The sequence below is a fragment of the Natronoglycomyces albus genome, from assembly GCF_016925535.1.
In the GTDB taxonomy this organism is placed as follows: domain Bacteria; phylum Actinomycetota; class Actinomycetes; order Mycobacteriales; family Micromonosporaceae; genus Natronoglycomyces; species Natronoglycomyces albus.
On sequence record NZ_CP070496.1, the window covers coordinates 3,240,311 to 3,264,559 of the forward strand.

Genomic DNA, 24,249 nt, shown 5'->3' on the forward strand with positions numbered 1-24,249 from the left:
AAACGCTGCGCGACTATGCCAATCGGGGAGGAAACGCGGCCAGCTTCCCATCCTCACCCACGCACCGGTCGCCTGCGGTATTTCACAACCGGACTCGGCGACATCACACGCATGAGCGTGCTTCATGTGGCAAATGCTCCCACAGCTGATCTGCGTGCCGCTGGTGACGCACCGCCACCTCTGGGAGACCCAGCTGCGCGGCAGCCAGCGACAGACCCCGATGCGCGCGGACCTCTTCGAACCGAAACGTGATCTGGGAGGCCAATTGCAACGCCTTCTCGAACAGCGCGCGTGCCTCGTGGGGCGCACCTAGCCGCAGTTGCCGAAACGCCAGCACGTTCCACACCGACACCTGCCAGATCGCAGAGTTATTCGCATTGGCCAAATGCAAGGCGCGCCTAGCGTAGCTCTCAGAGCGGTCCGCCTCCCCCACCTGATCCCAGATCGCGGCGGCATAGGCCAAAGCCAGCGACGTCATCTCGGTGGGCTGTTCGGTGTCGCACAAGGTAAGCGCTTGCTCGATCGCCTGCTTGGCTTGATCCAGGTTGTTCAGGCAAAAGTGCGCATTAGCCAGATAGACAAGGGCGTCAACCGGCATGGTGCCCCCTCGTCGGTGTCGCTCAAGAGACTCAGTCGCCCAGACAATCGCCTCCTCGAGGCGTCCCACGTGAATGTCGAGCATGGCCATATCCGCCAGCGACTTTGCCTCGGCTTGAACCATGGCGAACTCGCGTTTGAGCTCAATCGACCTCATCAGGTAAGGCCGGGCGAGGTCGTAGCGTCCCGCGTGCGCTGTCAGCAAACCAAAGACACCGGTGACATGAGCTTCGGACAACCGGTCGTCTTGGGCGCGACTGATCTCAAGGCTCTCAGAGCACACCTGAATTCCCCGGTCGAATTGTCCGACCTTCCAATAGGCAATACCGAGGTTGGACAGGTTGGCGCCCAGGTAGTCGACCTGGCCGATGCGGCGGGCGGAATCCACCGCATACTCGCCAATCTCCAGAAACTGCCGATGGAAACCGCGCGTCGTCAGATAGCAGAGGATATTGCGCGACAACAACATCGCATGCCAGGCCAGCCCCTCCCGATCGGCCAGGAAGATCGCGCCAATGACCGACTGATGATGGTCACCCAACCACGCCAGCGCCGAACAGTTGTCCGAGACCTCCGGCAACACCACTTCGGGCAGATTCAGCGGGTGGCCAAAGGAACGGCGACCGGGGAACATGACCCGGCTGACGTTGTCCGAGGCGGCCACATAGTAGTCCAACAACCGCACGATGCCCTCACGCAGACGCAACGGGTCATGTCCGCGGCGCACCTCGTGGGCAAAGCAGCGCACTAGGTCGTGAAAAGAGTAGGTGCCGGCCTTGTGTTGTTGCAGCAACTGCATGTCAAGTAGATGTTCAAGCAGCTCTTCGGCCGCGTGGGCATCTGTGCCCAGCAACGCTGCGGCCGAGGCCAGGTCGATGTCGTTGCTGGGGTGCAAGGACAAAAGCTGGAAGGCTTCCCGCTGGGACGAGGAAAGCACCTGGTAGGACATGTCGATGGTGTTGGTGACGGAGCGCATCTCGGAGGAAAGTTCGGCGATGCGGCGTTCGTCGTTGCGGAGCCGATCGACCAGGTATTCGAGGCTCCAGCGGGGACGGTTGCGCAGACGGGCGGTGGCCAGACGCAAAGCCAAGGGCAAACGTACGCACAAGTCGGCCAGTTCCGCGGCGGCAATGGGCTCGGCCGCAACTCGTTCTTGTCCTAGAACGCGGATAAGGAGGGTACGGCTTTCCTCAGTGCTCATGGCCCCCAGCGAAACCCAACTCGCCCCATCAATGTCGATCAGCCGCATTCGGCTGGTGACGAGGACCAGGCATTCGGTCGAGCCGGGCAACAGTGGCTGCACTTGCGCCGAGTTCGCGGCGTTGTCCAACAAGATGAGAATCTTGCGACCTGCCAGGGCGGCACGCCACGTGCCAGCTTTAGCTTCGAGGCCGTTGGGGATTTGCACACTGTCAAGTCCGATGTCGCGCAAGAGGCGGTCTAGGGCGGCCTCGGCAGACAGGGCGTCTTTATCGGGCGTGAAGCCTTGCAAGTCTATGTAGACCTGGCCATCGGGGTAGTGCTTGGCCAACTGATGGGCGGCGTGAACCGCCAAGGAGGTCTTTCCGCTGCCGCCCATGCCATCGATGGCGACGATGCGGGTGCCACAGTTGGGCTTTTGTGCCAGTTGGCGGATGCGGTCCAACTCCTCGCTACGGCCGGTGAAGTCGGCCAACGAGTACGGCAGGGAGGTGCGGATGGGCGTCGGAGAGGTTAGCTCACTTTGCCGCGAGCTTCCCCCGACCGACGTGGTTGCCGACGGGGCACTCAACGTGGGACTTTCTCGCAGGATGTCCTCGTGCAGCTTCTTCAGTCGCACAGAGGGGTCGATTCCCAGTTGTTCGGCCAACAGCTCCCGTACGTCCCGGAATTCATCGAGTGCTTCGGCTTGGCGTCCACAGCGGTACAGCGCGACCATCAAATGGGCGCGCAGGTTCTCCCGCAGCGGATGCGCGGTGATTTCTTCGCGCAGGTCACTGATGATCTCGCTTCCCTCGCCAAGCTGGAGGCGCAGATCGAAAAGTTGTTCCTTCGCGGCCAGATGTCTCTCGTCCCAGGCGATCGCGGCGGCGGTGATCACCTTGCCGCCTTGGTGGGCCAGTATCGGCCCGCGCCATAGGTTTAGCCCCTGTTGCAGCAGTTCGGCGGCGCGGCCGATGTCCCCTTCGTCGCTGGCGCGCCGGGATGAACGTAGCCAGTTGCGAAATTCGGCCAGATCCAATTCGTCGTCGTCGATGCGAATGCGGTAGCCGGGACCGGCCGTATAGATGACTTCGCCTTGCTTGGGGATGCGTTGGCGCAGGTCCGAGATCGCTTTGCGTACTTGGTGGCCAGCCGAGGAGGGAGGTTCGTTGTCCCAGGCCGCCTCGACCAGCCGCGAGACCGGGATGATCTTTCCGGGCTCCAGCAGCAGCATGGTCAGGACCCGTTCCTGAATTGTTCCCCCCAGCCGCAGCGGGTGTGAGCCATTCCAAGCCTCAATGGGGCCCAGGATGTTGAATCTGAGGGAATGCGCGCCTGAATTGTTCATTTTCATAGAGTTTCCTTGTGCGGGATGAGCACGGAGCACGGTCTCAATGAGGTTCACCTTGTGAGTGCAAGCGCATTCGCTGATGCGGAACCGATCCGGGAACGGCGTGGGAAGTCCTCGATGGATTCTCGGTTTGACAGGTAAATGCGACCGAGAGCCCGTCTGAAGCCATTTGATGCCGCTTTGGACGCATTGATTATATGGAAATTCATGTCCCTTTTCAAGCGGGCTCTCTTCCCAGCACATTCTCCACCCGACGTACCGACCGGTAATAGTCTTACTCAGAAATTCAAATAAAGTGACGTACGCAACATTGATTTGTTGGGATTGCCTTGATGTGGTCGCGAGAGATTTCTACCCGGCGGAGCAACCGTGAGAACCGCACACCCCAAAGAAAATACCCCACAGATTCAGCTGCGATCGGCCCTACCAGACCTCCTACGTGCACAAGTGCAACTACGAGGCGAATCAATAGTGGTTTCCGATGACCAGAAATCGCTTACTTATATTGAACTCGAACGGGCTTGTTCGCAATTGTCGTCTCACTTGAAAAGACTCGGCGTCAAACCTGACGACTGCGTTGGAATCTACGCTGATCCTTCGACCGACCTCATGACTGGCGTCTGGGGGATTCTCTTTTCCGGGGCGGCCTACCTACCCCTGTCCCCGGACTACCCGGTGATGCGCCTGCGCTACATGATTGAGGACAGCAAAACCCGGGTCATCCTTACGCAAAGCCACTTGCGCGAGCAACTATCCAATTTCATACCAAACGATACCATTGTTGTTGATATCTCCACAGTAGAAGAACTGGATAATGCGGACATTCCACTTAAGCCGGGGTCGGTCGACAGCCCCGTCATGCGCCAACTAGCCGCAGGCAGCACCCACCCAAAGAACCGAACCCCTTCCACAGTGGCCCGTGGATCGGCAGGTGCGACTCGCGATGGCCTTAGCCGTTCCCGTCTCGATACCGCTCGCGCTCGCAACCTGGCGTATGTGATCTATACATCCGGGAGCACTGGAAAACCGAAAGGTGTCGGTATCGAAAACCGCAGCATCGTCTCACAAATGCGCTGGATGGAATCATGCGGCTATGTAGGCTCATCCACCACAGTGCTACAAAAAACTCCCATGAGTTTCGATGCCGCTCAGTGGGAGATTCTCTCCCCGGCTATGGGAAGTCAGGTGGTCATGGGATCACCCGGCATGTACCGCGATCCTGAAGCAATCATTTCCGCCATTGTGAAAAACGAGGTCACCACTGTTCAATGCGTGCCTACGCTACTCCAGGCACTTATCGACACTGGTCAATTCCATTCCTGCGGCTCGCTCTCGCGCGTATTCTCTGGCGGAGAGGCACTCTCAAAGAAACTCGCGCGCACCATTTTGACTGAGCTTCCCTGGGTGTCGCTGGTTAACTTGTATGGGCCAACCGAATGCACCATTAACTCCACTTTCCACGCCATCGACAGCCTCGATGAACTCGATGGCCCCGGATCAGTCCCCATTGGGATTCCCGTCGATAACACACAGTGCTACATCCTGGACCACAACATGGCCCCAGTGGACGTGGGCGAAACTGGCGAGTTGTACATCGGTGGCGCACAGCTGGCGCGAGGCTACCTACATCGCGATCAACAAACTCGCGAGAAGTTCGTCCCCTCCCCGTTCGTCCCCTCCGAACGCCTCTACCGCACCAATGACCTGGCCTATTGGAACCCCGATGGAACCATCCAGTTCGTCGGACGTAGCGACAACCAGATCAAGCTACGCGGTTACCGAGTCGAACTGGACGAAATCTCCCTGGCCATCGAAGAACACACCTGGGTGCGCCGCGCCGCGGCCATCATCACCGACGACCCTCGGACAGGCCACCACAACCTGACCGCGTGCATCGAACTCAACCCGGCCGAAGCGGCCCTCATGGACCAGGGCAACCACGGCTCACATCATCAATCAAAAGAAAACAAGCTCCAGGTCAAAGCACAACTGTCGAACCCGGGGCTGCGTGAGGCCTCATCCTTGGCGACCAAGCCCGTTATAGCCCTACCTGGCAAAGAGGAATCACCTGAGCAGCGCAGCGCGGCATTCGGACGCAAGACCTACCGTTTCTACGAAGGCGGCGACGTCACCCGCGCCGATATCGAAGCCCTCCTGCAACCGCCTCCAGTCAACCCATACTCGCGAGACCTAGCGGACCTATCGTTGGCCGAATGTGGTGAGATATGGCGCTGGTTCGGCCAATTTCACTCCGAACAGCGGCTACTGGCCAAATACTCCTATGCCTCCCCCGGATCGCTATACGCTACACAGATGTACGTCGAGGTCAACGGCATTGCGGGACTACAGGCAGGCATCTACTACTATCACCCGGCCGATCACACCTTTGTAAAAATCGCTCCAGTTGACCGGTGCACCGGCAAAGGAAACGACAAACGATTGTCAGTGCACTTCATCGGCAAGAGGAGCGCCATCGAGCCGGTCTATAAGAACAACATCCTGGAAGTGCTGGAGTTCGAGACCGGACACATGGTCGGCGTCTTCGAGGAAATCCTGCCGCCACTAGGTTTGACAATTCGCCCAGGGTCGTTTCAACCCCAGGTCAAAGACGTCCTCGACGTCGCCGCCGAAGACTACTACCTAGGCACCTTCGACATCGATTCCAACGATGGAGCCGCGCACAACGACTTCACCGACGTGTTCGTGCAATCGCACCCCGGCCGCATCGCAGACCTGCCAGCAGGCCACTACCGTTACGTGGCTGGACAACTGCAATACCTAACCGAGGAGATCATCCAAGCCCGCCACGTCATCGCGATCAACCAGCAAGTGTGGAAGCGGGCAGCCTTCGGCATCTCGGCGATCTCGCGCGCCCCTCAACCGTGGCTGGAATACATCAGCCTCGGCACGAAACTGCACCACCTGCAACGACGCGGGCTCACTCGACCAGGCCTATCACTGGGCTTTATGTCCTCTGGTTACAGCTCCAAGACCGGCAATCCACTCCCTGCCTCACAACGCATCGACGACATCCTCGGTCGAGTCGACATCGACAGTGGAGCGTCATACTTCTTCGTGGGCGGCAAAGTGTCCGCAATGCAAATCGCCTCCGAGGGAATGCGGGAGGACACCGTCCACATGCAGGGACCCGCCGAGGTCATCCGGGAAGATCTGGCCAACGCGCTGCCCGACTACATGATTCCCAACCGAGTCATGGTGCTCGACGCCCTACCGCAAACCGACAACGGAAAAGTCGATGCCAAGGCGCTCACCCAGACCGTCACAAAAATGCAGCCCAAGGCAGCTGAGCATGTGGAGCCATCGACCCCGACCGAGCAATGGTTGGCCCGCATCTGGGCAGAAGCGCTCAAATACGATGAGGTGTCGATCGAGGACAACTTCTTCACCGTCGGAGGCAACTCACTCATCGCGGTGTCCATGGTCAACCGGATCAACCGCGAACGAAACACCACATTGCCATTGCAGGTGCTCTTCGACTGCCCTAAACTGCGTCAACTGGCAGCCCACCTCGATACCGAAGGTCCACAAACCTCGTCCCGGCTGATACGGCTCAACGATCTCCACGAGGGCAACCCCGTATTCTGCTGGCCCGGTCTCGGCGGCTACCCCATGAACTTGCGGACACTTGCCCAGCGCTGGAATGGGAATGGCCCATTCTTTGGTGTCGCGGCGCACGGAATCAATCCCAACGAGACGCCCTACGCCACCATCGGCCAGATGGCCGCGGCCGACATCGCCGAACTGCGAGGCGTGCAACCTGAAGGGCCCTACAAGCTATGGGGTTATTCGTTCGGGGCCCGCGTCGCGTTCGAAGCCGCATGGCAACTGGAACAAGCCGGGGAGCATGTCGAAGAAGTACTGCTGCTGTGCCCTGGCAACCCCCGCGTTGGGGATGGTGAACCACCAACCCGGCGCGAGTCCAGTTGGGACAACCGCACCTATGTGACGATCCTGCTCTCCGTGTTCACCGGCGCCATAACAGGTCCTCAGGTGGAACGCTGTATTTCGTCGGTCCACGATGAGGAGTCGTTCGCCCAGTTCGTGCATGAGCTGCTGCCGGAACTAGACCTCGCCCTCATCCACCGCATCCGGGCGATCGTGGCCGAGACATTTGAGTTCGAGTATTCCTTTCGGGAATTGAACGAGCGCTCGCTCAACGCCCCGGTACGGATCTTCAAGGCCCAGGGAGACGACTACTCCTTTATCGAAGGCGCTACTGGCTACTCGGCAACCCCGCCGCAGGTGTTCGAGCTGGAAAGCGACCACTATCAGGTGTTGAAGCCCGCCGGTGTCGACCAACTAATCGCGGCAATCGGCCAAAGTCAAAGCGGTTAAGACACGGCCACCCTCGCTCGGAGGGCATCATCCCCTTGGCTGTCCCCCCAACGCGAAGGGAGACCCACTAAAGGTGTGGGCGACTCGCGGTTAACCGCGAGTCGCCCACACCCGAAAATCTCGGCTCGACCGAAGCCGTGACCTCAACGGTGACCTTCGGCGGACATCGGTTCGATAACCACCTCAGCTTCGAAGCGATCCCCCAGCTGGCGCAGACGCCGTTCGCATTCCACTCGACTGGGAGCCGAGGCCACCGCCGCAATCAGGAAATCCGACGAAATGGCAGCGTCGCCCAACACCTGGCCGGGTTCGGCGAACAGACCACAAAATTCCACCCAATCCTCTGCCGGATACTGAGGCATCGCCACCACCCGCCCCGGCCGTTTCATCATCAATGCCTGGCCCGACATCTGCCGTGGGGCCATCCGCCCCTGCGCCGGTACGCCCGGCAAGTCCAGACCCACATGGGCCCGGGCCGCGTACTCCGCCGGGTTCACCCCAAACACCGCCGTCTGCGCCTCCCGAATTCGCGCCCCACCCGGACGACACGCCACCTCGCAAAACACCAATCTGTCATCGGGAGTATGGAAAATCTCGGCATGGAACGGATACGTCTGTGGCCCCTGAAGCGCCGTCAAAGCCTCATCGCACAGGGCCAACAAACGCGGCGTCAACGGGTCGTCCTCATCCAACGTCACGTCGATGCGCGCTTTCGGATCCTGCTGGAATGAGGCCAGATCATATTGATACTGCGAAGGCCACGCCATGACCGTGCGTCCTTGCGCCACCAATCCGTCCACATGACACATCTTGCCGGGGACGAACGCCTCCATCAACAAATCTTGGCGCCGCACCGCGCCGGTGGGATACTCCTGGCGCAATAGCTCGTCAAGTTCGTCCGAAGAGCGAACTATCCGCAACCCGATCGACCCATAACCGTCCCGACTCTTGAACACCAGCGGCAGACCGTGACGGTCGCCAAACGCCCGCACTCGCTCGACATCGGTGGCCAGTTCATGAGGCGCTACCTCAATCCCGGCCGCCCGCAAACGGCGCTTCATGAGCACCTTGTCTCGCCAACGCGGCACATCCGCCGGTTTCTGCCCCTCCAGCCCCAACTGGTCGCGCAGGCGAGCCGCCCTGATCAAGTCCGCCTCATGATAGGCGAGCACGTGCGTGACCTGGTACTTCTCGGCTAGTTCGAGGGCCCGAGAGTACACCGAGGCGCTGTCGAAATCGTCAAAGGCCTCAAAGTGCGCATACCCAGGTAGGGACACAGGGCACTCTTCACCTGCGGCAAGAATCTTATTCCGGTCAGCCAAGAGAACGACATCGCCGTCTGCATCGGCAACCCATGTCGCATAGTGAAACGGCTCCAGACCAAAACGGTGTAGAACAAGCAGACTCATCGGCGGGCCTCCACTGTGAAGCGCTCTGACTCATGTGGCACCGAGTGTGTCCGGACAGTGCTAGCGGCCAACTCAGGTCGGTGGGGTGCCTCAGCAGCGACTTCCGGAGCCGGTCGCAATAGCAACTCCGCCCGGGGACGAGTGCGGACCTCAAGCGTCTGGTTGACCAACTTCTCGCACAATGTGATGGCCGAGGCCGTATCCACATCACGCACCGCCACGTACCCGAGGCGGTCCCAATTGTCCGCCAAGGGCCTGACCGGGTCCCCGACTTCAACAGTGAGCTCAGAGGAAATCAGGTTCGGGTGGGCAGCCACGTCCTGACGGCCCTCGACGAGGGAGACAACTCCGCTGGGCCGCACAATAAAGCGCGTACAGGTCCCACCGGTGGGCACGGGCGCTTCGCGCAGCGGCGCGATGAGACCCATCGGCCAAGCCAACCCATAGGTGGTCAAGTCAATGCCATAGGCCTCTTCGACCAAGTCGGCAATAGTGCCCCCGCCGATGCGGTTGTGGGTTTCGATAATGACCGGCCCATCCGGGCCAACCCGCAGCTCAGTGTGCGTCGGTCCGTCTCTTACCTGCAACAAGTCAAGCAGACCGGTGACTGTGGCACGGATGTCAGATTCGGTTTGAGCCTCCAGCCGTGCCGGCAGCGCGTGCCCTAGTTCGGCGAAATGGTCCTCGTCGACGAGTTTTTCGGTGATGGCGACAATGACGTGTTGGCCATGGAAGCTCAACGCCTCAACCGAGTATTCGGGTCCGTCGATGTATCCCTCCATGAGGAACTGCTCGACGGTGAACAAAGTCGAACCGCGGTCAGTGCGAGTACCGGTCAACTCACATATGCGGTCCCATACGGGTCCCACGTCGGCGGGGCCCGAGACCTTCATGAGCCCGAACCCGGCCGTGGTCGCAGTCGGTTTGACGATGAATGGATACCCGGCGCTGGCTCCAAAGCGCAATAGCGAGTCGCGGTCGGTGGCGAGCTGGGCGGCAACCGTACGGAAATCGTTGGCGGCCAAATACTGTCGCATCTGCCACTTGTCGCGCATGCGGCGGATGGTCTCAACGCTAGTGCCATCGTGGCCGAATTCGGCGTTGAGTCGCGCCGCTGTCTCTAGGCCGCCTTCGGTCAAGGACAGGATCGTGGTCACGTCCCATACCCGCATCGCGGCGGCGGCGATGGGTTGGGTTTGTGCGTAGTCGGTGTAGTCGAGCACGAGAAGCACATCGGCTGCCTGGACTTGGTAGGGGTTGATCTTGTCTGGGTGCTGGATGAGGATCAGATGCGCTCCCAACTCCTTGGCTCGCCGTATATGTTGGTCGACGCCGCCGATAAGGAGCAGTGATCCTGCTGGTTTGGGGAGGTGTTGTGTCATTGTTCTGCCTCAGTGGGTCTGTTGCCGGGTGCGGTTGTGCTGGTGAGGTCGAGGATGGCCATCGCGGGATGTGCCTTAATGGCCGCTGGGAGTCAACCGAGCGATGTGGCCGGTCACTCCGGTGCGCCCTCCGGGTTGGTTCTGGTGTGGACTCCCAGGTGGGCCGTGACGGTCGCTATGCGTTCTTTGACCTCCTGTGGTGTGTCCCCTCCGACGACGACGTGGCCGTGGCGGGTCCCTGAATGCACAGCCGCTGGCAGCACCTCACCGGCAGTGAAGGGGAATTTCAACTCCCGTACCCACGGCCACGCCACGGCCGCTTCCCGATCGGGTTCGGCCGTGAGTTCCCCGGGCGGGAAACGAAAGAATCCGACCGCGCCATACTGGTAGGCCTTGATCTGGGGCAGCGGACGATGTGCCAATGACCTGAATATCGCGGCTTCGATGTCGAAACCGGTGGCAGTCTCGATGACGGCCGGAAGTCGGTCGCCGCCAAGCCGGGCCTGTGATTCGACAATCCGCACCCCGCGCTCGGTCAGGATGGCTTCGGTGTGGGCGGGCCCGAAGGTGTACCCGGCCAGGTCAAGTAGCGCAAAGGCGGCGTCTTTAAGCCGCGAGGTGTCTGCGGACGATAGCGGAGCGGGGTGGATATGCCCAGTCTCCACAAATGTGGGCGCGCCGGTGGTTTCCTTGGCCGTCACACCAATCAAATGGTGACGGCCTTCCACGGTGAGTGTCTCGATGGAGTATTCGGGCCCTGAGAGAAACTCCTCGACCACGAAGGGCCCGGTGATCTCGGCTGCTTCAACTCGGTGACGCCACTGTTCCAGGTCATCCATATCCCCGATGAGGCCAACCCCTCGCGAGCCCGAGGAGAGGGCGGGTTTGACGATGACGGGTGCCAATGTGGCCTGTTCGATGTCGCCCAACCCCTGGGAACATACCGCCACGGCCGCCTCAACGGTGTCGACCTGCTGGTAGACGACGCGATGCTCGGGGTGTTCGTTGAGGGTGGCTCTCATGGTGGCCTTGTCGTTGAGGATGCGTAGCGACTGCGGCCTATTGAGCGCGACCGACCCAGCGGCCTCAGCGGCTGCGACCATTGTCGCCTCAGCCCCCACATGTACAACCGCGTCAATATCGTGCCGCGTGACCACGTCTCGAATCAGGTCGGCAAGCCCCTCGAGGTCGGAAAAGTCCGCCAGATAGAGGCTGGCGTGTTCCTCCACCTGGAGCAAATAATCCTGGCTTTGCAAAGCCGGGTCCCAAATGGCCCATACCTCGAATCCCGTTTCGACGGCTTTGCGGGCCAGCTGGTGATAGGGCATGACCATGAGTAGGCGTTTGATATCGGTTGGCACAGTTCCCCCTATGTGGCAACAAGGTTGGATTCCCGCGCCGCGCGTTGTTCGCGGATGCGCAGAAGCGAGCGGTAGAAGGCGATGGCACCGATCCCACATAGTCCGTAGAGGATTGCCATCGTGTACGAAGGGACGAAGGCGCCCAGGATGACGCAGCCGGAGCCGATCAGCAACCCAATGCGCGCGTTGAGCCCATAGGCGGCAAGGTACTTGGTGCGCGCGTTCGGATCGACCAAGTCGGCCAACAACACCTGCTTGATCGGCACGTTGGAGATCTCACCGATGGTGAGCACCACGGCCGCGACTATGAGCAACCAGCCGGAATTACTGACGGCCCAAACCATGTAGCCAGCGGTGAAAAGCGTGATGCCGCCGTAGAGACGCCACCGGTCGGATAGCTTCCCAAACAAAACCCCGGCGAACAGTGCCAGCACGACGATGAGCACCGTATTGACCGCACGCAGGATTCCCAGCATCTCCACACCGCCGATGGCGGCCTTCCACTCCCCCCAAGAGACGAGCGTCTGGCGCGGGAATTCCTCAGCCAAACGCACTGCGATGTAGTAGCCAATCTGCACCTCGATCGCGCGGGTGAGAACGGCGGCGAGCATCAGCCGGAGGAAAACCGTGTCGCGCGCGACTTCGACGTAACCGCGCACCATGCCCAGGATGCCTCGGCGCGCGGCCTCGGTGATCTGCGGCATCGTCTCGGTGAGCCAAATCCAGGAAATGATCAACGTGACCAGGCAGAGAACCGCCGAACCGGCCAATAGCCACATAAAGAAGTTGCCGTAGAGGAAACCACCGGTGAGCGCGCCGCCGGTGAAGGCAAGGTTGATCGACCAATAGTTGATCGTGTAGACGAGCTTGCGGTTCTCCGGCGAGGAGGCGTCGATGAGCATCGACTCCCCCGCCGGGATCGCCACATTGCACACGACCTGGTTGAGCAGGAAGAATCCAAACACGGCCACACCGGAGTCCCACCAAGGTGAGACAGCCACAGTAAGGCCGACAAATGTGACCAGGGCACCCACTTCACCAAAGAGAAACAGCGGGCGGCGGCCGTGAATGTCGGCCAGGTGTCCGCCGACAAAGTTACTCACAATCGCCGCGGCGGCGACGATGAGAGAGAGCACGCCCGCGGTGGCAATACCGTACAGGCCGGTCAGATAGATGACCATGAGCGGCATCAGCATGATGGCAAGGAAGCGCTGCACGAATCCGACGCCAATGCGGATACGCAAGGTGGGGTCGAGGCTGCTCCAACTCATGATGACGTCCACATGGACAGGTACCGCTCACCAGTGTCAGGCAGGATCGTCACTATTGTCTTGTCCGCGTATTCGGGCTTAGCCGACAATTCACCACACACATGCGCGGCGGCCCCGGATGAGACGCCCGCGAGGATGCCCGCGTTTCGAGCCAGTGACCGCGTGGCCGCGGCGGCGTCCTCATCGGTGACGGTGACGATCTGATCTATCAACGAGGTGTCAGTGGTATCGGCAACGAACCCTCCATTGTAGCCGGGGATCTTATGCGATCCGGCTTCCCCGCCCGACAACACAGGGGAGCCAGCGGGCTCCACGGCGACAACATGCATCGTCGGCTGGTGCTGCTTGAGAAAGCCAGCGACTCCAGTGAGCGTGCCCCCGGTGCCCACCCCACACACCAACACGTCGATGTGGCCGCCTAGAGAGGAAATCGCTCCCCAAATTTCGGGCCCCGTCGTCTCGAAGTGAGCCCGCACGTTATCGCGATTCTCATGCTGGCAGGGAAACCACGAGCCCTCAGTGTCGCGATGAATCTCCACAGCCTTGTCGATCGCCCCCTGATAGCGCAGTTCAGCAGGCGTTTGCACAACCTGGGCACCCAAGGTCTTCAACAGCGCCACCCGCTCGGCCGTAGCATTGTCAGGCAGCACGACGACACACCGGTGCCCACGCGACGCAGCCAGCGCCGCCAACGAAATCCCGGTGTTGCCAGAAGTGGCCTCGACGATGACGCCGCCAGTGGGTGGCAGGTCGCCGCGTTTCTCGGCCTCCCGCAGCATGTACCAGGCGGCGCGATCTTTGATACTGGAGAGTGGGTTGGCCGCTTCCAATTTGGCGAAGACGGCCGTGCGCGGGGAAATGTGGGGCAACCGTAGCCGTATCAGCGGAGTGGAGCCCACCAGATCTTCGATGCCGTCGACGACCGGGAGAGCGGTATCGAGTGAGGGGTTGACCATGGCGTTTCTCCTTTAGGAACGCGATGCGTCGCTAGTGGCAGCCATGTGGACCAGGTGCGGCGCATCCTTGTGGTTAGCTTCGGCCTCGGGTGGAAGGTCAGTTCGATAGGGATGACTAGGGGGCTGCTCTGGGCTCGGGTGAGCGCTTCGGTAGATTTCCGCGTCGCCACTGTGGTCACCAGATTGGGCTGAGCCTGCGGCGATTTCGGTGCAAGGAGTCTGTTGTGGGCCAAAAGAGGTGTCGATGCTCTTGCCTTCTCCCACCGGGGCCAACACCCGCCACCGAGCCGGGATGTCGGTCACGACCAGCGCTTGAGCCCCCACGACGGCACCTTCGCCAATGGTGATGGGCCCGAGCACAGTGGAATTGGCCCCGAGAATCACTCCGTTGTGGACAACCGGATGCCTTCGTTCGCCGTCAGGGCGCGCGCAATCCCGCCACCAGCCGACAGCCCCAAGCGTCACCTGGTGGTAAATAGTGACATCGTCGCCGACGGTGGCCGTTTCCCCAATGACGACGGCAGCGCCATGGTCTATGAGAACTCGTCGCCCCAAGTGCGCCCCGGGGTGTATCTCAACGCCGGTTTGCGAGCGGGCACTACGGGCTAGCGCGCGAGCGATAAGTCTGAGGCCGCAACGGTATAGCGGATGGGCGATGCGGTGAGTCCACAATGCGGGTAGAGCCGGGTGGGTGAAGGCTTCGAAGATGTTACGCACCGACGGGTCTCGTTGCACGATGGTGCGGACATCCTCCCTAAGTACTGAGAAGAATCCCCCTGGCCTGAACATGGTGTCCTTTCCGGTGACGGTGCGGTTCTAGGCGACTGGGGCCGGAACTGGCTGACGCGAGCCACAGGGCTCCGGCGAGGGCAACGCGGCCAGAGTCGCGGCAACGAGACGGTCAAGTCGGGAGCGGACCTCCGGGTCGGTAAAGCACCCGCCGCTGCGTTCCAGAGCGAAAGCACCACCAATAGCCACCGGGTCGCACTCCACGACCCGAGCCCCACAGTTGGTGAGGACCTCCCGCAAACGGGGTTGAACATTTTCGCCTCCGGCCCGGCCCGGAGAGGCGCTGGCGATGGCGACGGGGAGGCCGGTCAGTGGGGAGTTCCCGCCGGGGCGGGAGAGCCAATCGAGGGCGTTTTTCAACACTCCGGGTGGGAAGCCGTTGTAGGCCGGGGAGGAGATGACGAGGGCGTCAGCGTGGCCAACGGTGTCTTTGAGAGCTTGCACATCAGTACCGATTCCAGCGGACTCGATGTCTTCGCTGAAGTGTGGGAACTGAGCGATGGGGACATTCACGACGGCAAGATCGCGGTGGTGGCGAGTGATGATGTCGGTGATCGTGGCAATCACGGCGGAATTGACCGATTCACGGCGGATGCTGCCTGACATCACGGCAATGGTGGCCATTTAGGTCGCTCCTCGGCTTGGTGATGGGAGGGCCTCGGCCAGTCCTAAGCGGCGTGGTCTAGCCCAGTGGCTGAGGTCTTCGGGTCTGGGCCAAGGATGATGCAGCGAGTTCCTGGACAGTTCCCAACCAATTCCCTTAGGCGAGGGTGGCCCGGCCGGGCACCGGGATTGTTTGGGAGGCAAAACCGGCTCATCGGCTCCCCGGCAACGCGAGTCGATGTAACCTTTAGTAATGAAAGAGCTACTTTCCGCCAATTGGCCTCTAGTGGTGGCCCGTGGTTTCCTCGCTGTGCTCTTCGGGGTGATGGCTGTCGTCTGGCCGGGAATCACGTTGCTGTCGCTGGTGTTCCTGTTCGGCATTTACGCCCTTATCGACGGTTTCACCAGCGTTTTCGTCGGCTTGTCTCGTCTCAGCGGTGAACGGTGGATTCCGCTGGCTTCAGGTGGCCTGGGAATTCTCACCGGTATCCTCGTGCTGGCCTGGCCGGGCATCTCCGCCGTGGTCCTGCTGGTATTCGTGGCCATTTGGGCCTTGATCATCGGCTTTAGTCAATTGTGGTCAGCGCTGCGATTGCACGGTGACTTCACCGGTCGCGCCCTCATGGCATTGAGCGGAGTGGCCATCGTGGCGCTGGCCGTCTATATGTTGGCGCAGCCGGGGCAAGGCGCGGTCGCGCTGGTGTTCGGCATCGGGTTCTTGGCCATCGTGTGGGGTCTGTTCACGGTCGCGCTGGGCTTCCGGATGCGTTCAGTGGCTCGGCAGTTGGAGCAAGTCGATACCACTGAGAGCTCGCCGGTCTTGTGAGAGTTCGGCCCTGTCGCATCGCGTTGGGGTCGAACTGCTGTACCGAGCTCTATAGCTCTTGGTCGTCCTCGTCCACAGATTCACGCTCAATGTCAGCGATGGCGCTATCGCGTCGTTTCAGGATCGAGGCCTGTTTGTCTCGCAGCCAATCGGCGCGCTCGCTGGCGCGCTGGATCGAATCGTCGGGTTCTGCGGGCTCAATCGGTACCCCGCGCCGCCCGGTCTCGCGCTGGAAGAGCTGATCCAGTTCGGGAATCAGCACCATGACCGGGCCGGTGAACCACCCCGTTTGGGCTTCCTTGGTGCGAATCCATCCCTTGTACTCGATTTCGCACAGCACCTGCTGCTGCCCTGCCTCGTCCTCGTCCATTGCCCGCTGGGCGGTCAAAGCCCAGATGGTGAACAGTGCCCCAACGGCTTTCTTCGACACCCACGCCCGCCCTGGTACTGGCGGAAGAGCCCCGCGCATGGACTCGGCGCAGCCATCGGTGATGAGGCGCGACACGATTTCGTCTATCGACCGGGTACGTAGAGCCTTAACTTTGTCCCACTTGGCAGTCCGGCCGTCGAAACCGATGAAGTCGGGACCAATATCGATGCGGCCGAAGCGATCGAGTTGATTGAGGAGGACGCCCGTACCACGACGCGGCTTTTCACCAGCGGTGATGAGCTGGCCCAGGCTCCAGTGCCAAGGCTCGGAAACCGGGTATGGGGGCAGCTGGACCCGCTGTAGCGTCGCTTTGACGTCCATTTCGTCGTAGGCGTTCTTAGCCGAAGCCCACGCCTGGGACACCGAAACACGGCTGTGTGCGGCAGTCTCGCGGGCACGCACGGAGGCCGACTGGGTCGAAGACACCACCGAGCCTGTGGCCGAGGTGGTCACGTCAGTTACTTTTTCGCCATAGGACTTTGAGGCTTCCCCAGCTTGCTTGGCCGCGTTCGAAAGCCGGTCCTTAAAACTCATGCAAGAAATATACCCATCTAAGGCAAGGACTTTTCCCAGCGCAAGACCTATTTGACGAGGGCGGGCGCTTCCACTGGCTCGGTGGGAATGTGCTTCATGTTCCGCAGCGGGGAGAAGAACACTCCCAGAAACGCCACGCTCAAACCCGCCCCGCCGATCCACATGGTCGTCTGTACCCCGAATGCCTGACCGAGGATTCCTCCGGTCAATCCACCGATGGGCATGGTTCCCCAGGCGATGAAACGGATCGTGGCATTCATCCGCCCCAGCAGAGCATCAGGGGTGATTGCCTGCCGGAAACTGACCTGCGTGACGTTGTAAATAACGATGGTGGCCGAGGAGATCGTCATCCCGGCGACAGCCAGCCAAAGTTTCCATCCTGGTTCGGCCCACGCCATCAACAGCATCATGGGGCCACCGACGAGGCACGATATCCAAATAATGCGCCCTTGGCCTATGAGAGCGGCCAGCCGCCGGACACTCAACGCGCCGAGTATGCCACCTAGACCGACTACGGAGGAGATGAGTCCGATCATCGCCGGGCTGAGGCCGAGATTTTCGGTGTAGTACAGCATGATGATGGACATGACCATGGACGAGGAAAAAACGAAACTGGCAATGGTGATGACCACGGCCCGCAAGATCGGATTTCCCACCACGAAGAAGAGACCCTCTCGAATCTCCCGGATCAGGTTTGCGTCAGGTTTTGGTTCCGGCTTAGGTTCCCGCTTGCGAATCCCCGCTACCGCCAGGGCCGAGCAGGCGATTCCCACTGCCGATACGGCCAGTGCGAACGGGGCGGTCAGGAGGGCGACGAGCTGACCACCTAGGCCGGGGCTGGCCACTTCGGATACAGCCCGCATCGACTCGAGTTTGGCGTTGCCTTCTGGCAAGTTTCTTCGCCCCACCAGGTGTGGCAGATAACTTTGGTAGGCCACGTCGAAGAAGACGGTCGCGCAGCCGAGGGTGAAGGCGACCGCGTACAGCTGCCACATGGTGAGTAGGTCGAGGGCCCACGCGGCGGGCACTGTCAGCAGGGCACCGGCCCGGATGAGGTCACAGGTGATGAGGACGCGGCGGCGGCGCATCCGGTCGACCCAAGCTCCGGCTGGCAGGCCGATGAGGAGAAACGCGGCTGTTTGGCAGGCGGCCAAGAATCCCATTTGCAATGGTGAGGCGTCCAGGGCGATGACCGCAGTCAGGGGGAGGGCGATCAGAGTGGTGGCGAGGCCGAAGTGGCTGGCCGAGGTCGATATGAACAGGCCACGGTAGTCGTGGTCGCGCAGGAGCCCGAGGCGGGTTCGGATGCTCATGGAGCCTCACTATCGGAGATTGAGAAATAATGTCAGCTTGACATCACAATAGCATCATTGCGGCGCTGAATATAGTGTCAGCATGATGCTTTCTGACGCGGAACGCTGCCACCTAAGGCTCAACGTGCGCCTACCGGCACCTTCAGCCGCTTTGGCGCGGCGAGCTTTTCTGCGGCTATTCCACTGACAGCCGCCAACGGACCCTCATGAGCGCACACGCAAAAACGCCCACCTAACAGTGTTTTAACTGCTAGATGGGCGCATATTGACTGTAGTCAGTGGAGCCGCCTGACGGAATCGAACCGTCGACCTATTCATTACGAGTGAATCGCTCTGCCGACTGAGCTAAGGCGGCTGGGCCCCTCGCGCACCCGCTAGAGCTCACTTATCCTTGCTGCCTTCCGGCCCTGGGGAGGTTCATAAGGTAACGCCGCACGAGGGACTCAAAAAGGGTACCTCACCGACAGCGCCCGCCACCGCCGGGGAGTAGCGACCCAGCTCACATTTTTGGGGCAACTTTGACGGTTTGGGGGGCCTCGCGGCCGCCGAGACCCATCCGGTAAAGTCTCTGGCGGAGGATTCGCCTAGTGGCCTATGGCGCTCGCTTGGAAAGCGGGTTGGGTGCAAGCCCTCAGGGGTTCGAATCCCCTATCCTCCGCCAACATTTGCAGGTTCACCTGCACGAAGAAGCCGGTCGACCTCGATGAGGTCGACCGGCTTCTTTCATATCTTGACCCGATGTAATCCGGTATTGTCCTTTGCTTAGGGCACGCAAGGGGCACACCTTGGGGACGCCATCACCTCAATCCCGGACGTTCTCCCGTTCCCCTCGCGACTGCTCTAGACCAAAAGCATGGCCGATGAAGGCCCGGATTCGTTTGGGCTGCTCGGCTTCCTCGCGGGTGGGTCCAGGCTTGGGGATCGTGTACGGCGGTTCGATCAGCTCATGGCGCAACGGCTTCACCGGCTCAATCCACGGATCCGCCGCGTCGCCGTCAGGGTTGGCTTTCCACTTACGGCCAGACTTCGGAATCCCGATGGGGTAGACGGTGACACCGTCCCGGTTAACCTTCAGCCGCAGAAAACACTTGGAATCGATGACGGACAGCCCGGCGAACAGTTCATTGGCGTTGACCCCATATCGGTTGGCCAAGAGCAGATACGCGCCAACCAGCCACACAGCGATCAGGCCCGCCAGACCTATATAGGCGATATAGGCGAGCGTGCCGGTGTAGTCCAGCCATCTCCACACTTGCACCCCGCCAAAGGCCAGGCCGATATGGGCCGCGCCGTGCCCTAGTCCCAAGACCCAATGCTTGATCATGCGCCCTCCGGCCACCGGCTGCGCGAACAGGGTTGCGATTCCCAACAGCCCAGCGCAGGCGGTCACCCCCGGCCCGGTCCCTTGTAGCAGGGAGACCAAGGCGATGAGATGAACGATGCCGAGGAAGGTCACGAATCCGGGGTTACGCCACGGCAACCGGTGGAAAATTCCGAAGCCGTAACGCCAGGACTTCGAACGGCTCGGGTAGGTTTCCACCAGCTGATAGTCACTGGAGGATTCCCCCACCTTGGAGACAGAGTCCTTCGGTGGCGCGGTGAGTTGAGTGGGCAGGTTGTGCGTCGGTGACGTGTAGGCCCCGCCACCCCCAGCCGTGACGAGTTGACGATCGCCATCGATCTCGGCATAGCGCGCATAGTGGTGACGGTCCCCGGTCAGAATCAGGGGAACGGTGGCTTCGCGAGGCTTGACGATCTTCTCTATGAAATAGTCGATGCGGTCGAAGGAGCGACGATCAAGCTCGGTCCACACCCACGATGGCTGCGGCACACACAGAATGACCTTTTCCCTGGGAAGCATCCGTTGGGCCGCTTCGCGGAAGTACTCTAGCTGAGGCTCATCCAAGTAGGCGTCGAATTCGGCGTCGATGGCGAATAGCCACCAATCGTGCGGAAGCTTCAGCGCAAAGTAGGAGCGCCGTTGTTTGGTCCGGAACCCGCCGAACTCACGGCGTTGCATGAAGAGGCGACTAAACGCGGTCAGTCCGTCATACCAGTCGTGGTTGCCCGGTATCGCGTACAAATCGGTGGGCCGCTGCGGGTTGGCCGCCTGGTAGGGGCCTTTGGTGCGGTTTTCGTATTCGCGCCAGTTGGCACTGGGATACACCTCGTCGCCGCCCATGACGAGGACTTCGCCACGCGGCAGAGTTTCGCCGTCGATGTCAAGTTGGCTCTGCGCCATCGTGTGGGCGACCGAATAGGTCGCGTTAAACCCATCGCCGAGGTCGGCGACATAGTCGATCCACAACTCGTCTTTTTGCGAATGGTCGAAAACCTCTTGAGGATAGAACCCCAACAGTTCGCGTTTGTCCAGATAGGCTCCGAGCGCGCGGGCAAGCCCGAGGCGGGCGGCGGTGTCGGCCAGAACGCGAGGCGACAGCCATTTGACTGATCGCTGGGGAAAAAAGCGAAGCTGGCTTGGGCTCATGTCTGAGGGGCGATCTCGCATAAGGGCATACTGGCACATACCGCGCGATGAGGGAAGAGTCAATTAACGTTGTGCCCCACGATCATTACGGTGTGCGACGAGATGTTCTACCCAAAACCGCTGGTACTCCACGTTTGGGCCCCGTGCGCTCCGCAGAGGATTGTTTCGCTCTTGATACCTCGGGCGCAGAAGCCTCGATGGGGATTTCTGCGGTCGCCTGTTGGGTGGCCGTACGAGGTTGATCGTTGCGCTTTGGCACCACAATGGCGGCGATGGCTGGTTCGGCTCCCACCGCTGGTGGAGGGTCGTATCGGGGCGGGTGTTTTAGTCTCGTGCGCGACTCGTCGTATATGGCGGCCGCGCGCGCGGCGATGTCACTGATGCGACCCGCATAGGGATTCCACAAGGCCGTCAGGTCCGGTTCCTTGGGCCTCCACAGCTGCACTGGGGTGTTGATCCATTGACGTAGCTCGTCGTTGGCTTGTTTGACTTGCCGCTGATGCTCGGCCACGGCTAGTTGTCGGGCCTGGTGCCATTCCTGCAAAACTTGGGCGATCTCAGCGCGCGCCCAGGCGGCGGTATCACACACTCGCTGCCAGGCCGATGCGTTTTCACGGGCCGCCTCCGAGGCTTGCCGCAATGCTCGCCCCATGCGGTCTAGTTCGGCGCACTGTTGCTGCGCAGCTTGACCCGACCACGACTCTTCCAAGCGTTGTCGAAGTTCTTGGGCACGCGCCAGTTTCTGCTCGCACGTTTGCGCGACTTTAACCCAGGCGTCGGCTTGCTGTTGCAACAGAGACTCATCTGCCATGGTGACCCCGTAGGTTGGTCAAATATTCGTTGGAACCGCCTTGCTCGGCTATCACTTCCGTGGCCCGCTTGATGGCCTGTGCCTGCTGCTCATCGAGCTCGCCAAGCGAACGCAATGAGTGCTCCATAATGGCACCAACCCGCCGAAAACCAACCTCGACCTCTGCCAAAAGCTGAACGGTGTCTTGGGCGAGGGTGCCATGGGCACGAACGATCGCCTGCTCGGCAGTGGTCGCCTGCGGAGTACCAAAATCCGCCTCGGAGGGCTCCCGCAAGAGAAACTGACCGACGCGCTCTCGTTGTTGGGCAACATCGCCAGCCTCGGCAGCCAGGGCATCACAAATCTGTGACACAGCCGTGACATCTACTTCGCTTCCGCGCCGATTATTGGTGGGAACAGCCATGCACCCAGTGTATGAGGACTCTGCCGCTGCGTCGTCGGACAAACGGACCAGTATTACAGCATTGTGGACGTCTGATTGCCACGACTTCGGCATAGGACCTGGTCGCCCACGACTATGCCCGTGCGTAATCGGCCGCCGCTGAACTGACGGGGCATGCGCGGCCATGAGAGGGGATGCATCCGTTGGCTACGATGAAACCTCTCCCCGCACCGAATTCTTAGGACGCATCCATGGCGACTACCCACCTCACCGGTTTGGCGCGCATCACGGTGGCGGCCCCGCAACGCCGCCTTGACCTGATGGTGCCCGAACACGTGACCGTAGCCGAACTCCTACCATCGGTCACCAAACACCTGCCGCCAGAGGCCCTAGCCCTGTTTCACCAGGCCGGAGGATACGAGCTACGCCGCCTGGACGGCACGCGACTGGCCGCTGAGAAGCCGCTGGCCGCCCACGACATCAAAGATGGCACGATTCTTCGCCTGGTGCCGATGGGGGCCAAGTGGGACGAGCCGGACTATGACGACATTGTGGAGACCATTGCCGACGGCTCCCGCAAGCTAAATCCACACTGGAATAAGATCCATACTCGCCTCACGGGTCTCGTCTTGACGATCACCACCGCCGTGATCGCGATGCTAGTTCTCATCTTCGGCAATGCCGAGTGGTTCACCATCGGAGTCACGAGCCTAGGGTTGGCCACGCTCCTGCTCGGCGTGGGCACCGCGCTCTCCCGTGCCCTGGGAGACTCGGTCGCCGGAGCCAGCCTGGGAATTCTGTGTTTGCCGTTTGCGGCCTTTGGCGGTTTCACGTTGCTGGGCGGGCACTACCCGCTCTTGCAACAGGGTGCCCCCCAAATCTTGCTGGGATCGGCCTGTCTTTTTGCCTTTGCCATCGGCGCGCTCATCGGCGTGGCTGACCTCCAGCGCTATTTCATTGGCTCGGCACTGGCCGGACTCGTCGGCATCGCTAGTGCGGGCCTGGCAATGTGGGGAGTGCCGACCGACGGGGTCGCGGCGGCCAGCGTCGCGATCGCGGTGGGCCTGATTCCCTTTATGCCCTTGCTGTCACTGCGCATTGGCCGCATGCCGCTTCCCGCAATTCCGATGGAGACCGACGACGTTCTAGAGGACTATCCGCAACCGAAGCGCGATACGGTATTCACCTCGGTGGAGCGCACCGACGAGTTGCTCAGCGGCCTAGCTCTCGGGGTGTCCATTGTCGCCACGGTAGCGCTGACGGCCGTGGCAATCGTGGGAAATCCTCCGGCAGGGTTCCTGCTTGTCATCGCCGGAACCGGAGTGTTCTTGCTGCGCTCACGTATGCTCCCCTCGCTGCGCCAGCGGATGCCCTTCCTGATCACCGGATATTGGGGTCTCACCGTCATCACCACTGGCGTGATCGTGGATCTCATCGACACTCAACATGTCGTCGTCACCCTCTTGATCCCAGTCGTGCTGATGACCTTGGCGATGGGATTGGGACTGCTCTACAGCCGAAAGACCCCGCACCCGATCTGGGGCCGGTTCGGCGACATTCTCGACATCGTCTGCATCGTAGCCGTAGTGCCGTTGGTGTGCTGGGCTCTGGGGCTCTTCGGCTACTTCTACGGCATGTTCGGATAGGCGACCGTCCATACTAGATCATGTGTCTACTTAAGAGTAATTAAGGCGTTTTCCCTTTTGACGCAACAGATTTGGCTAACCGTTATTGAACCGTGATCCGTAGTGGCACAAAATGGGGAGACAACGTTTGCCAAATCTGGCCTATGGTGTACACAACACAAACAAATATCTCACTCCTAATCCCAAGCCCCCGGGAACCCTCCGGGCAACCACTCATGAGGAGGCAAGGCTGTGGCACGCGTAGATGCAGAGCTCGCAGAACTCCACAACGCAGGAAACCAAACCCAGTCGACCGCTGGCGAGGTTCGCTCCAGCACGCAATCGGTACTGAGCGGAATCGAGCCCCTGAGCACGGGACTAGTCGGCGATGCCGGCGACGCCTTCAAGCTCTGGGTCTCCACCGTCCAAAGCGAAATGACCACCGTCGAGCAGAAGCTCGAGAAAATCGGTGACGCGATCAACCAGAGCGCCGAGAAGTACCAGTCGTCCGACTCCGAATCCGGTTCCAGCATCCGGGGCGTCGGTTCTGGCATGGACGGCATCGCCAGCCAACTGCGTTAAG

At 60.8% G+C, this 24,249-nt stretch carries 16 protein-coding genes, 2 tRNA genes, 1 other RNA gene and 1 pseudogene; 5 read left to right on the forward strand and 15 right to left on the reverse strand.

The features are described from left to right. Nucleotides 1–103: 103 nt before the first annotated feature. Nucleotides 104–3,133 carry an AfsR/SARP family transcriptional regulator gene (locus JQS30_RS13890; protein WP_213170840.1) on the reverse strand — a complete coding sequence of 1,010 codons (3,030 nt, stop codon included), beginning with the start codon at nt 3,131–3,133 and terminating at the stop codon, nt 104–106. A gap of 366 nt (nt 3,134–3,499) precedes the next feature. Between JQS30_RS13890 and JQS30_RS13895 the strand changes: the two genes are divergently transcribed. Continuing rightward, nucleotides 3,500–7,486: an amino acid adenylation domain-containing protein gene (locus JQS30_RS13895; protein WP_213170841.1), complete on the forward strand. Its 3,987-nt coding sequence runs from the start codon at nt 3,500–3,502 to the stop codon at nt 7,484–7,486. A gap of 143 nt (nt 7,487–7,629) precedes the next feature. Here the strand turns inward: JQS30_RS13895 and JQS30_RS13900 are convergent, their stop codons facing one another. The 7 genes and pseudogenes from JQS30_RS13900 to JQS30_RS13930 form a co-directional block, all read right to left on the reverse strand. Continuing rightward, entirely contained in the window at nt 7,630–8,895 is a 1,266-nt protein-coding gene (locus JQS30_RS13900; RefSeq protein ID WP_213170842.1) for an ATP-grasp domain-containing protein, read from the reverse strand. After that, a complete protein-coding gene (locus JQS30_RS13905) occupies nt 8,892–10,277 on the reverse strand; it encodes an ATP-grasp domain-containing protein (protein ID WP_213170843.1) in 1,386 nt (461 codons plus the stop codon). The genes JQS30_RS13900 and JQS30_RS13905 overlap by 4 nt, the downstream gene beginning before the upstream one ends. 113 nt (nt 10,278–10,390) lie before the next feature. Beyond that, nucleotides 10,391–11,638: an ATP-grasp domain-containing protein gene (locus JQS30_RS13910; RefSeq protein ID WP_213170844.1), complete on the reverse strand. Its 1,248-nt coding sequence runs from the start codon at nt 11,636–11,638 to the stop codon at nt 10,391–10,393. 8 nt (nt 11,639–11,646) lie between these two features. Next, a complete protein-coding gene (locus JQS30_RS13915; protein WP_213170845.1) occupies nt 11,647–12,909 on the reverse strand; it encodes an MFS transporter in 1,263 nt (420 codons plus the stop codon). Further along, nucleotides 12,906–13,865 carry a PLP-dependent cysteine synthase family protein gene (locus JQS30_RS13920; protein WP_213170846.1) on the reverse strand — a complete coding sequence of 320 codons (960 nt, stop codon included), beginning with the start codon at nt 13,863–13,865 and terminating at the stop codon, nt 12,906–12,908. The genes JQS30_RS13915 and JQS30_RS13920 overlap by 4 nt, the downstream gene beginning before the upstream one ends. Nucleotides 13,866–14,129: 264 nt before the next feature. Further along, a pseudogene (epsC, locus tag JQS30_RS13925) lies at nt 14,130–14,654 on the reverse strand (serine O-acetyltransferase EpsC); the annotation flags it as partial. A 27-nt stretch (nt 14,655–14,681) separates the two neighbouring features. After that, the gene (locus tag JQS30_RS13930) at nt 14,682–15,278 is read right to left on the reverse strand and encodes an NADPH-dependent FMN reductase (RefSeq protein ID WP_213170848.1); all 597 of its coding nucleotides are present in this window, start codon (nt 15,276–15,278) and stop codon (nt 14,682–14,684) included. A gap of 232 nt (nt 15,279–15,510) precedes the next feature. On the opposite strand from JQS30_RS13930, the gene JQS30_RS13935 reads away from it, so the two are divergent. Then, a complete protein-coding gene (locus tag JQS30_RS13935) occupies nt 15,511–16,083 on the forward strand; it encodes an HdeD family acid-resistance protein (RefSeq protein WP_213170849.1) in 573 nt (190 codons plus the stop codon). Nucleotides 16,084–16,132: 49 nt separating this feature from the next. On the opposite strand, the gene JQS30_RS13940 is transcribed toward JQS30_RS13935, so the two are convergent. From JQS30_RS13940 to ffs, 4 genes are all read right to left on the reverse strand, one after another. Beyond that, on the reverse strand, nt 16,133–17,047 hold the full coding sequence (locus JQS30_RS13940; protein WP_213170850.1) for a hypothetical protein: 915 nt from the start codon (nt 17,045–17,047) through the stop codon (nt 16,133–16,135). 47 nt (nt 17,048–17,094) lie between these two features. Next, nucleotides 17,095–18,360, reverse strand: coding sequence for an MFS transporter (locus JQS30_RS13945; RefSeq protein WP_213170851.1), 1,266 nt, complete (start codon nt 18,358–18,360; stop codon nt 17,095–17,097). A gap of 279 nt (nt 18,361–18,639) precedes the next feature. After that, nucleotides 18,640–18,715 (reverse strand) — tRNA-Thr (locus JQS30_RS13950). After that, nucleotides 18,713–18,806: signal recognition particle sRNA small type (ffs, locus tag JQS30_RS13955), an RNA gene on the reverse strand. The genes JQS30_RS13950 and ffs overlap by 3 nt, the downstream gene beginning before the upstream one ends. Nucleotides 18,807–18,933: 127 nt before the next feature. On the opposite strand from ffs, the gene JQS30_RS13960 reads away from it, so the two are divergent. Beyond that, a tRNA-Ser gene (locus JQS30_RS13960) sits at nt 18,934–19,021 on the forward strand. A 141-nt stretch (nt 19,022–19,162) separates the two neighbouring features. Here JQS30_RS13960 and JQS30_RS13965 read toward each other — a convergent pair. From JQS30_RS13965 to JQS30_RS13975, 3 genes are all read right to left on the reverse strand, one after another. After that, nucleotides 19,163–20,869, reverse strand: a complete 1,707-nt coding sequence (locus JQS30_RS13965; protein WP_213170852.1) for a metallophosphoesterase family protein — start codon at nt 20,867–20,869, stop codon at nt 19,163–19,165. 64 nt (nt 20,870–20,933) lie between these two features. Further along, a complete protein-coding gene (locus JQS30_RS13970; protein WP_213170853.1) occupies nt 20,934–21,659 on the reverse strand; it encodes a hypothetical protein in 726 nt (241 codons plus the stop codon). Beyond that, on the reverse strand, nt 21,649–22,062 hold the full coding sequence (locus JQS30_RS13975) for a hypothetical protein (RefSeq protein ID WP_213170854.1): 414 nt from the start codon (nt 22,060–22,062) through the stop codon (nt 21,649–21,651). Before JQS30_RS13975 ends, JQS30_RS13970 begins: the two co-directional genes overlap by 11 nt. A 230-nt stretch (nt 22,063–22,292) precedes the next feature. Between JQS30_RS13975 and eccD the strand changes: the two genes are divergently transcribed. Both eccD and JQS30_RS13985 read left to right on the forward strand, forming a co-directional pair. Next, nucleotides 22,293–23,687 carry a type VII secretion integral membrane protein EccD gene (eccD, locus tag JQS30_RS13980; protein ID WP_213170855.1) on the forward strand — a complete coding sequence of 465 codons (1,395 nt, stop codon included), beginning with the start codon at nt 22,293–22,295 and terminating at the stop codon, nt 23,685–23,687. Nucleotides 23,688–23,918: 231 nt separating this feature from the next. Next, complete coding sequence (locus JQS30_RS13985) at nt 23,919–24,248, forward strand: WXG100 family type VII secretion target (RefSeq protein WP_213170856.1); 330 nt, start codon at nt 23,919–23,921, stop codon at nt 24,246–24,248. The last annotated feature ends 1 nt before the right edge of the window (nt 24,249 follow it).

What these genes read in the sequence shown, in the direction of transcription:
- JQS30_RS13945 (WP_213170851.1), bottom strand. Translation starts at nt 18,360, where the DNA reads ATGAGCATCCGAACCCGCCTCGGGCTCCTGCGCGACCACGACTACCGT.
- JQS30_RS13920 (WP_213170846.1), bottom strand. Translation starts at nt 13,865, where the DNA reads ATGGTCAACCCCTCACTCGATACCGCTCTCCCGGTCGTCGACGGCATC.
- JQS30_RS13970 (WP_213170853.1), bottom strand. Translation starts at nt 21,659, where the DNA reads ATGGCAGATGAGTCTCTGTTGCAACAGCAAGCCGACGCCTGGGTTAAA.
- JQS30_RS13935 (WP_213170849.1), top strand. Translation starts at nt 15,511, where the DNA reads ATGAAAGAGCTACTTTCCGCCAATTGGCCTCTAGTGGTGGCCCGTGGT.
- JQS30_RS13905 (WP_213170843.1), bottom strand. Translation starts at nt 10,277, where the DNA reads ATGACACAACACCTCCCCAAACCAGCAGGATCACTGCTCCTTATCGGC.
- JQS30_RS13940 (WP_213170850.1), bottom strand. Translation starts at nt 17,047, where the DNA reads ATGAGTTTTAAGGACCGGCTTTCGAACGCGGCCAAGCAAGCTGGGGAA.
- JQS30_RS13900 (WP_213170842.1), bottom strand. Translation starts at nt 8,895, where the DNA reads ATGAGTCTGCTTGTTCTACACCGTTTTGGTCTGGAGCCGTTTCACTAT.
- JQS30_RS13975 (WP_213170854.1), bottom strand. Translation starts at nt 22,062, where the DNA reads ATGGCTGTTCCCACCAATAATCGGCGCGGAAGCGAAGTAGATGTCACG.
- JQS30_RS13965 (WP_213170852.1), bottom strand. Translation starts at nt 20,869, where the DNA reads ATGCGAGATCGCCCCTCAGACATGAGCCCAAGCCAGCTTCGCTTTTTT.
- JQS30_RS13915 (WP_213170845.1), bottom strand. Translation starts at nt 12,909, where the DNA reads ATGAGTTGGAGCAGCCTCGACCCCACCTTGCGTATCCGCATTGGCGTC.
- JQS30_RS13890 (WP_213170840.1), bottom strand. Translation starts at nt 3,133, where the DNA reads ATGAAAATGAACAATTCAGGCGCGCATTCCCTCAGATTCAACATCCTG.
- eccD (WP_213170855.1), top strand. Translation starts at nt 22,293, where the DNA reads ATGGCGACTACCCACCTCACCGGTTTGGCGCGCATCACGGTGGCGGCC.
- JQS30_RS13930 (WP_213170848.1), bottom strand. Translation starts at nt 15,278, where the DNA reads ATGGCCACCATTGCCGTGATGTCAGGCAGCATCCGCCGTGAATCGGTC.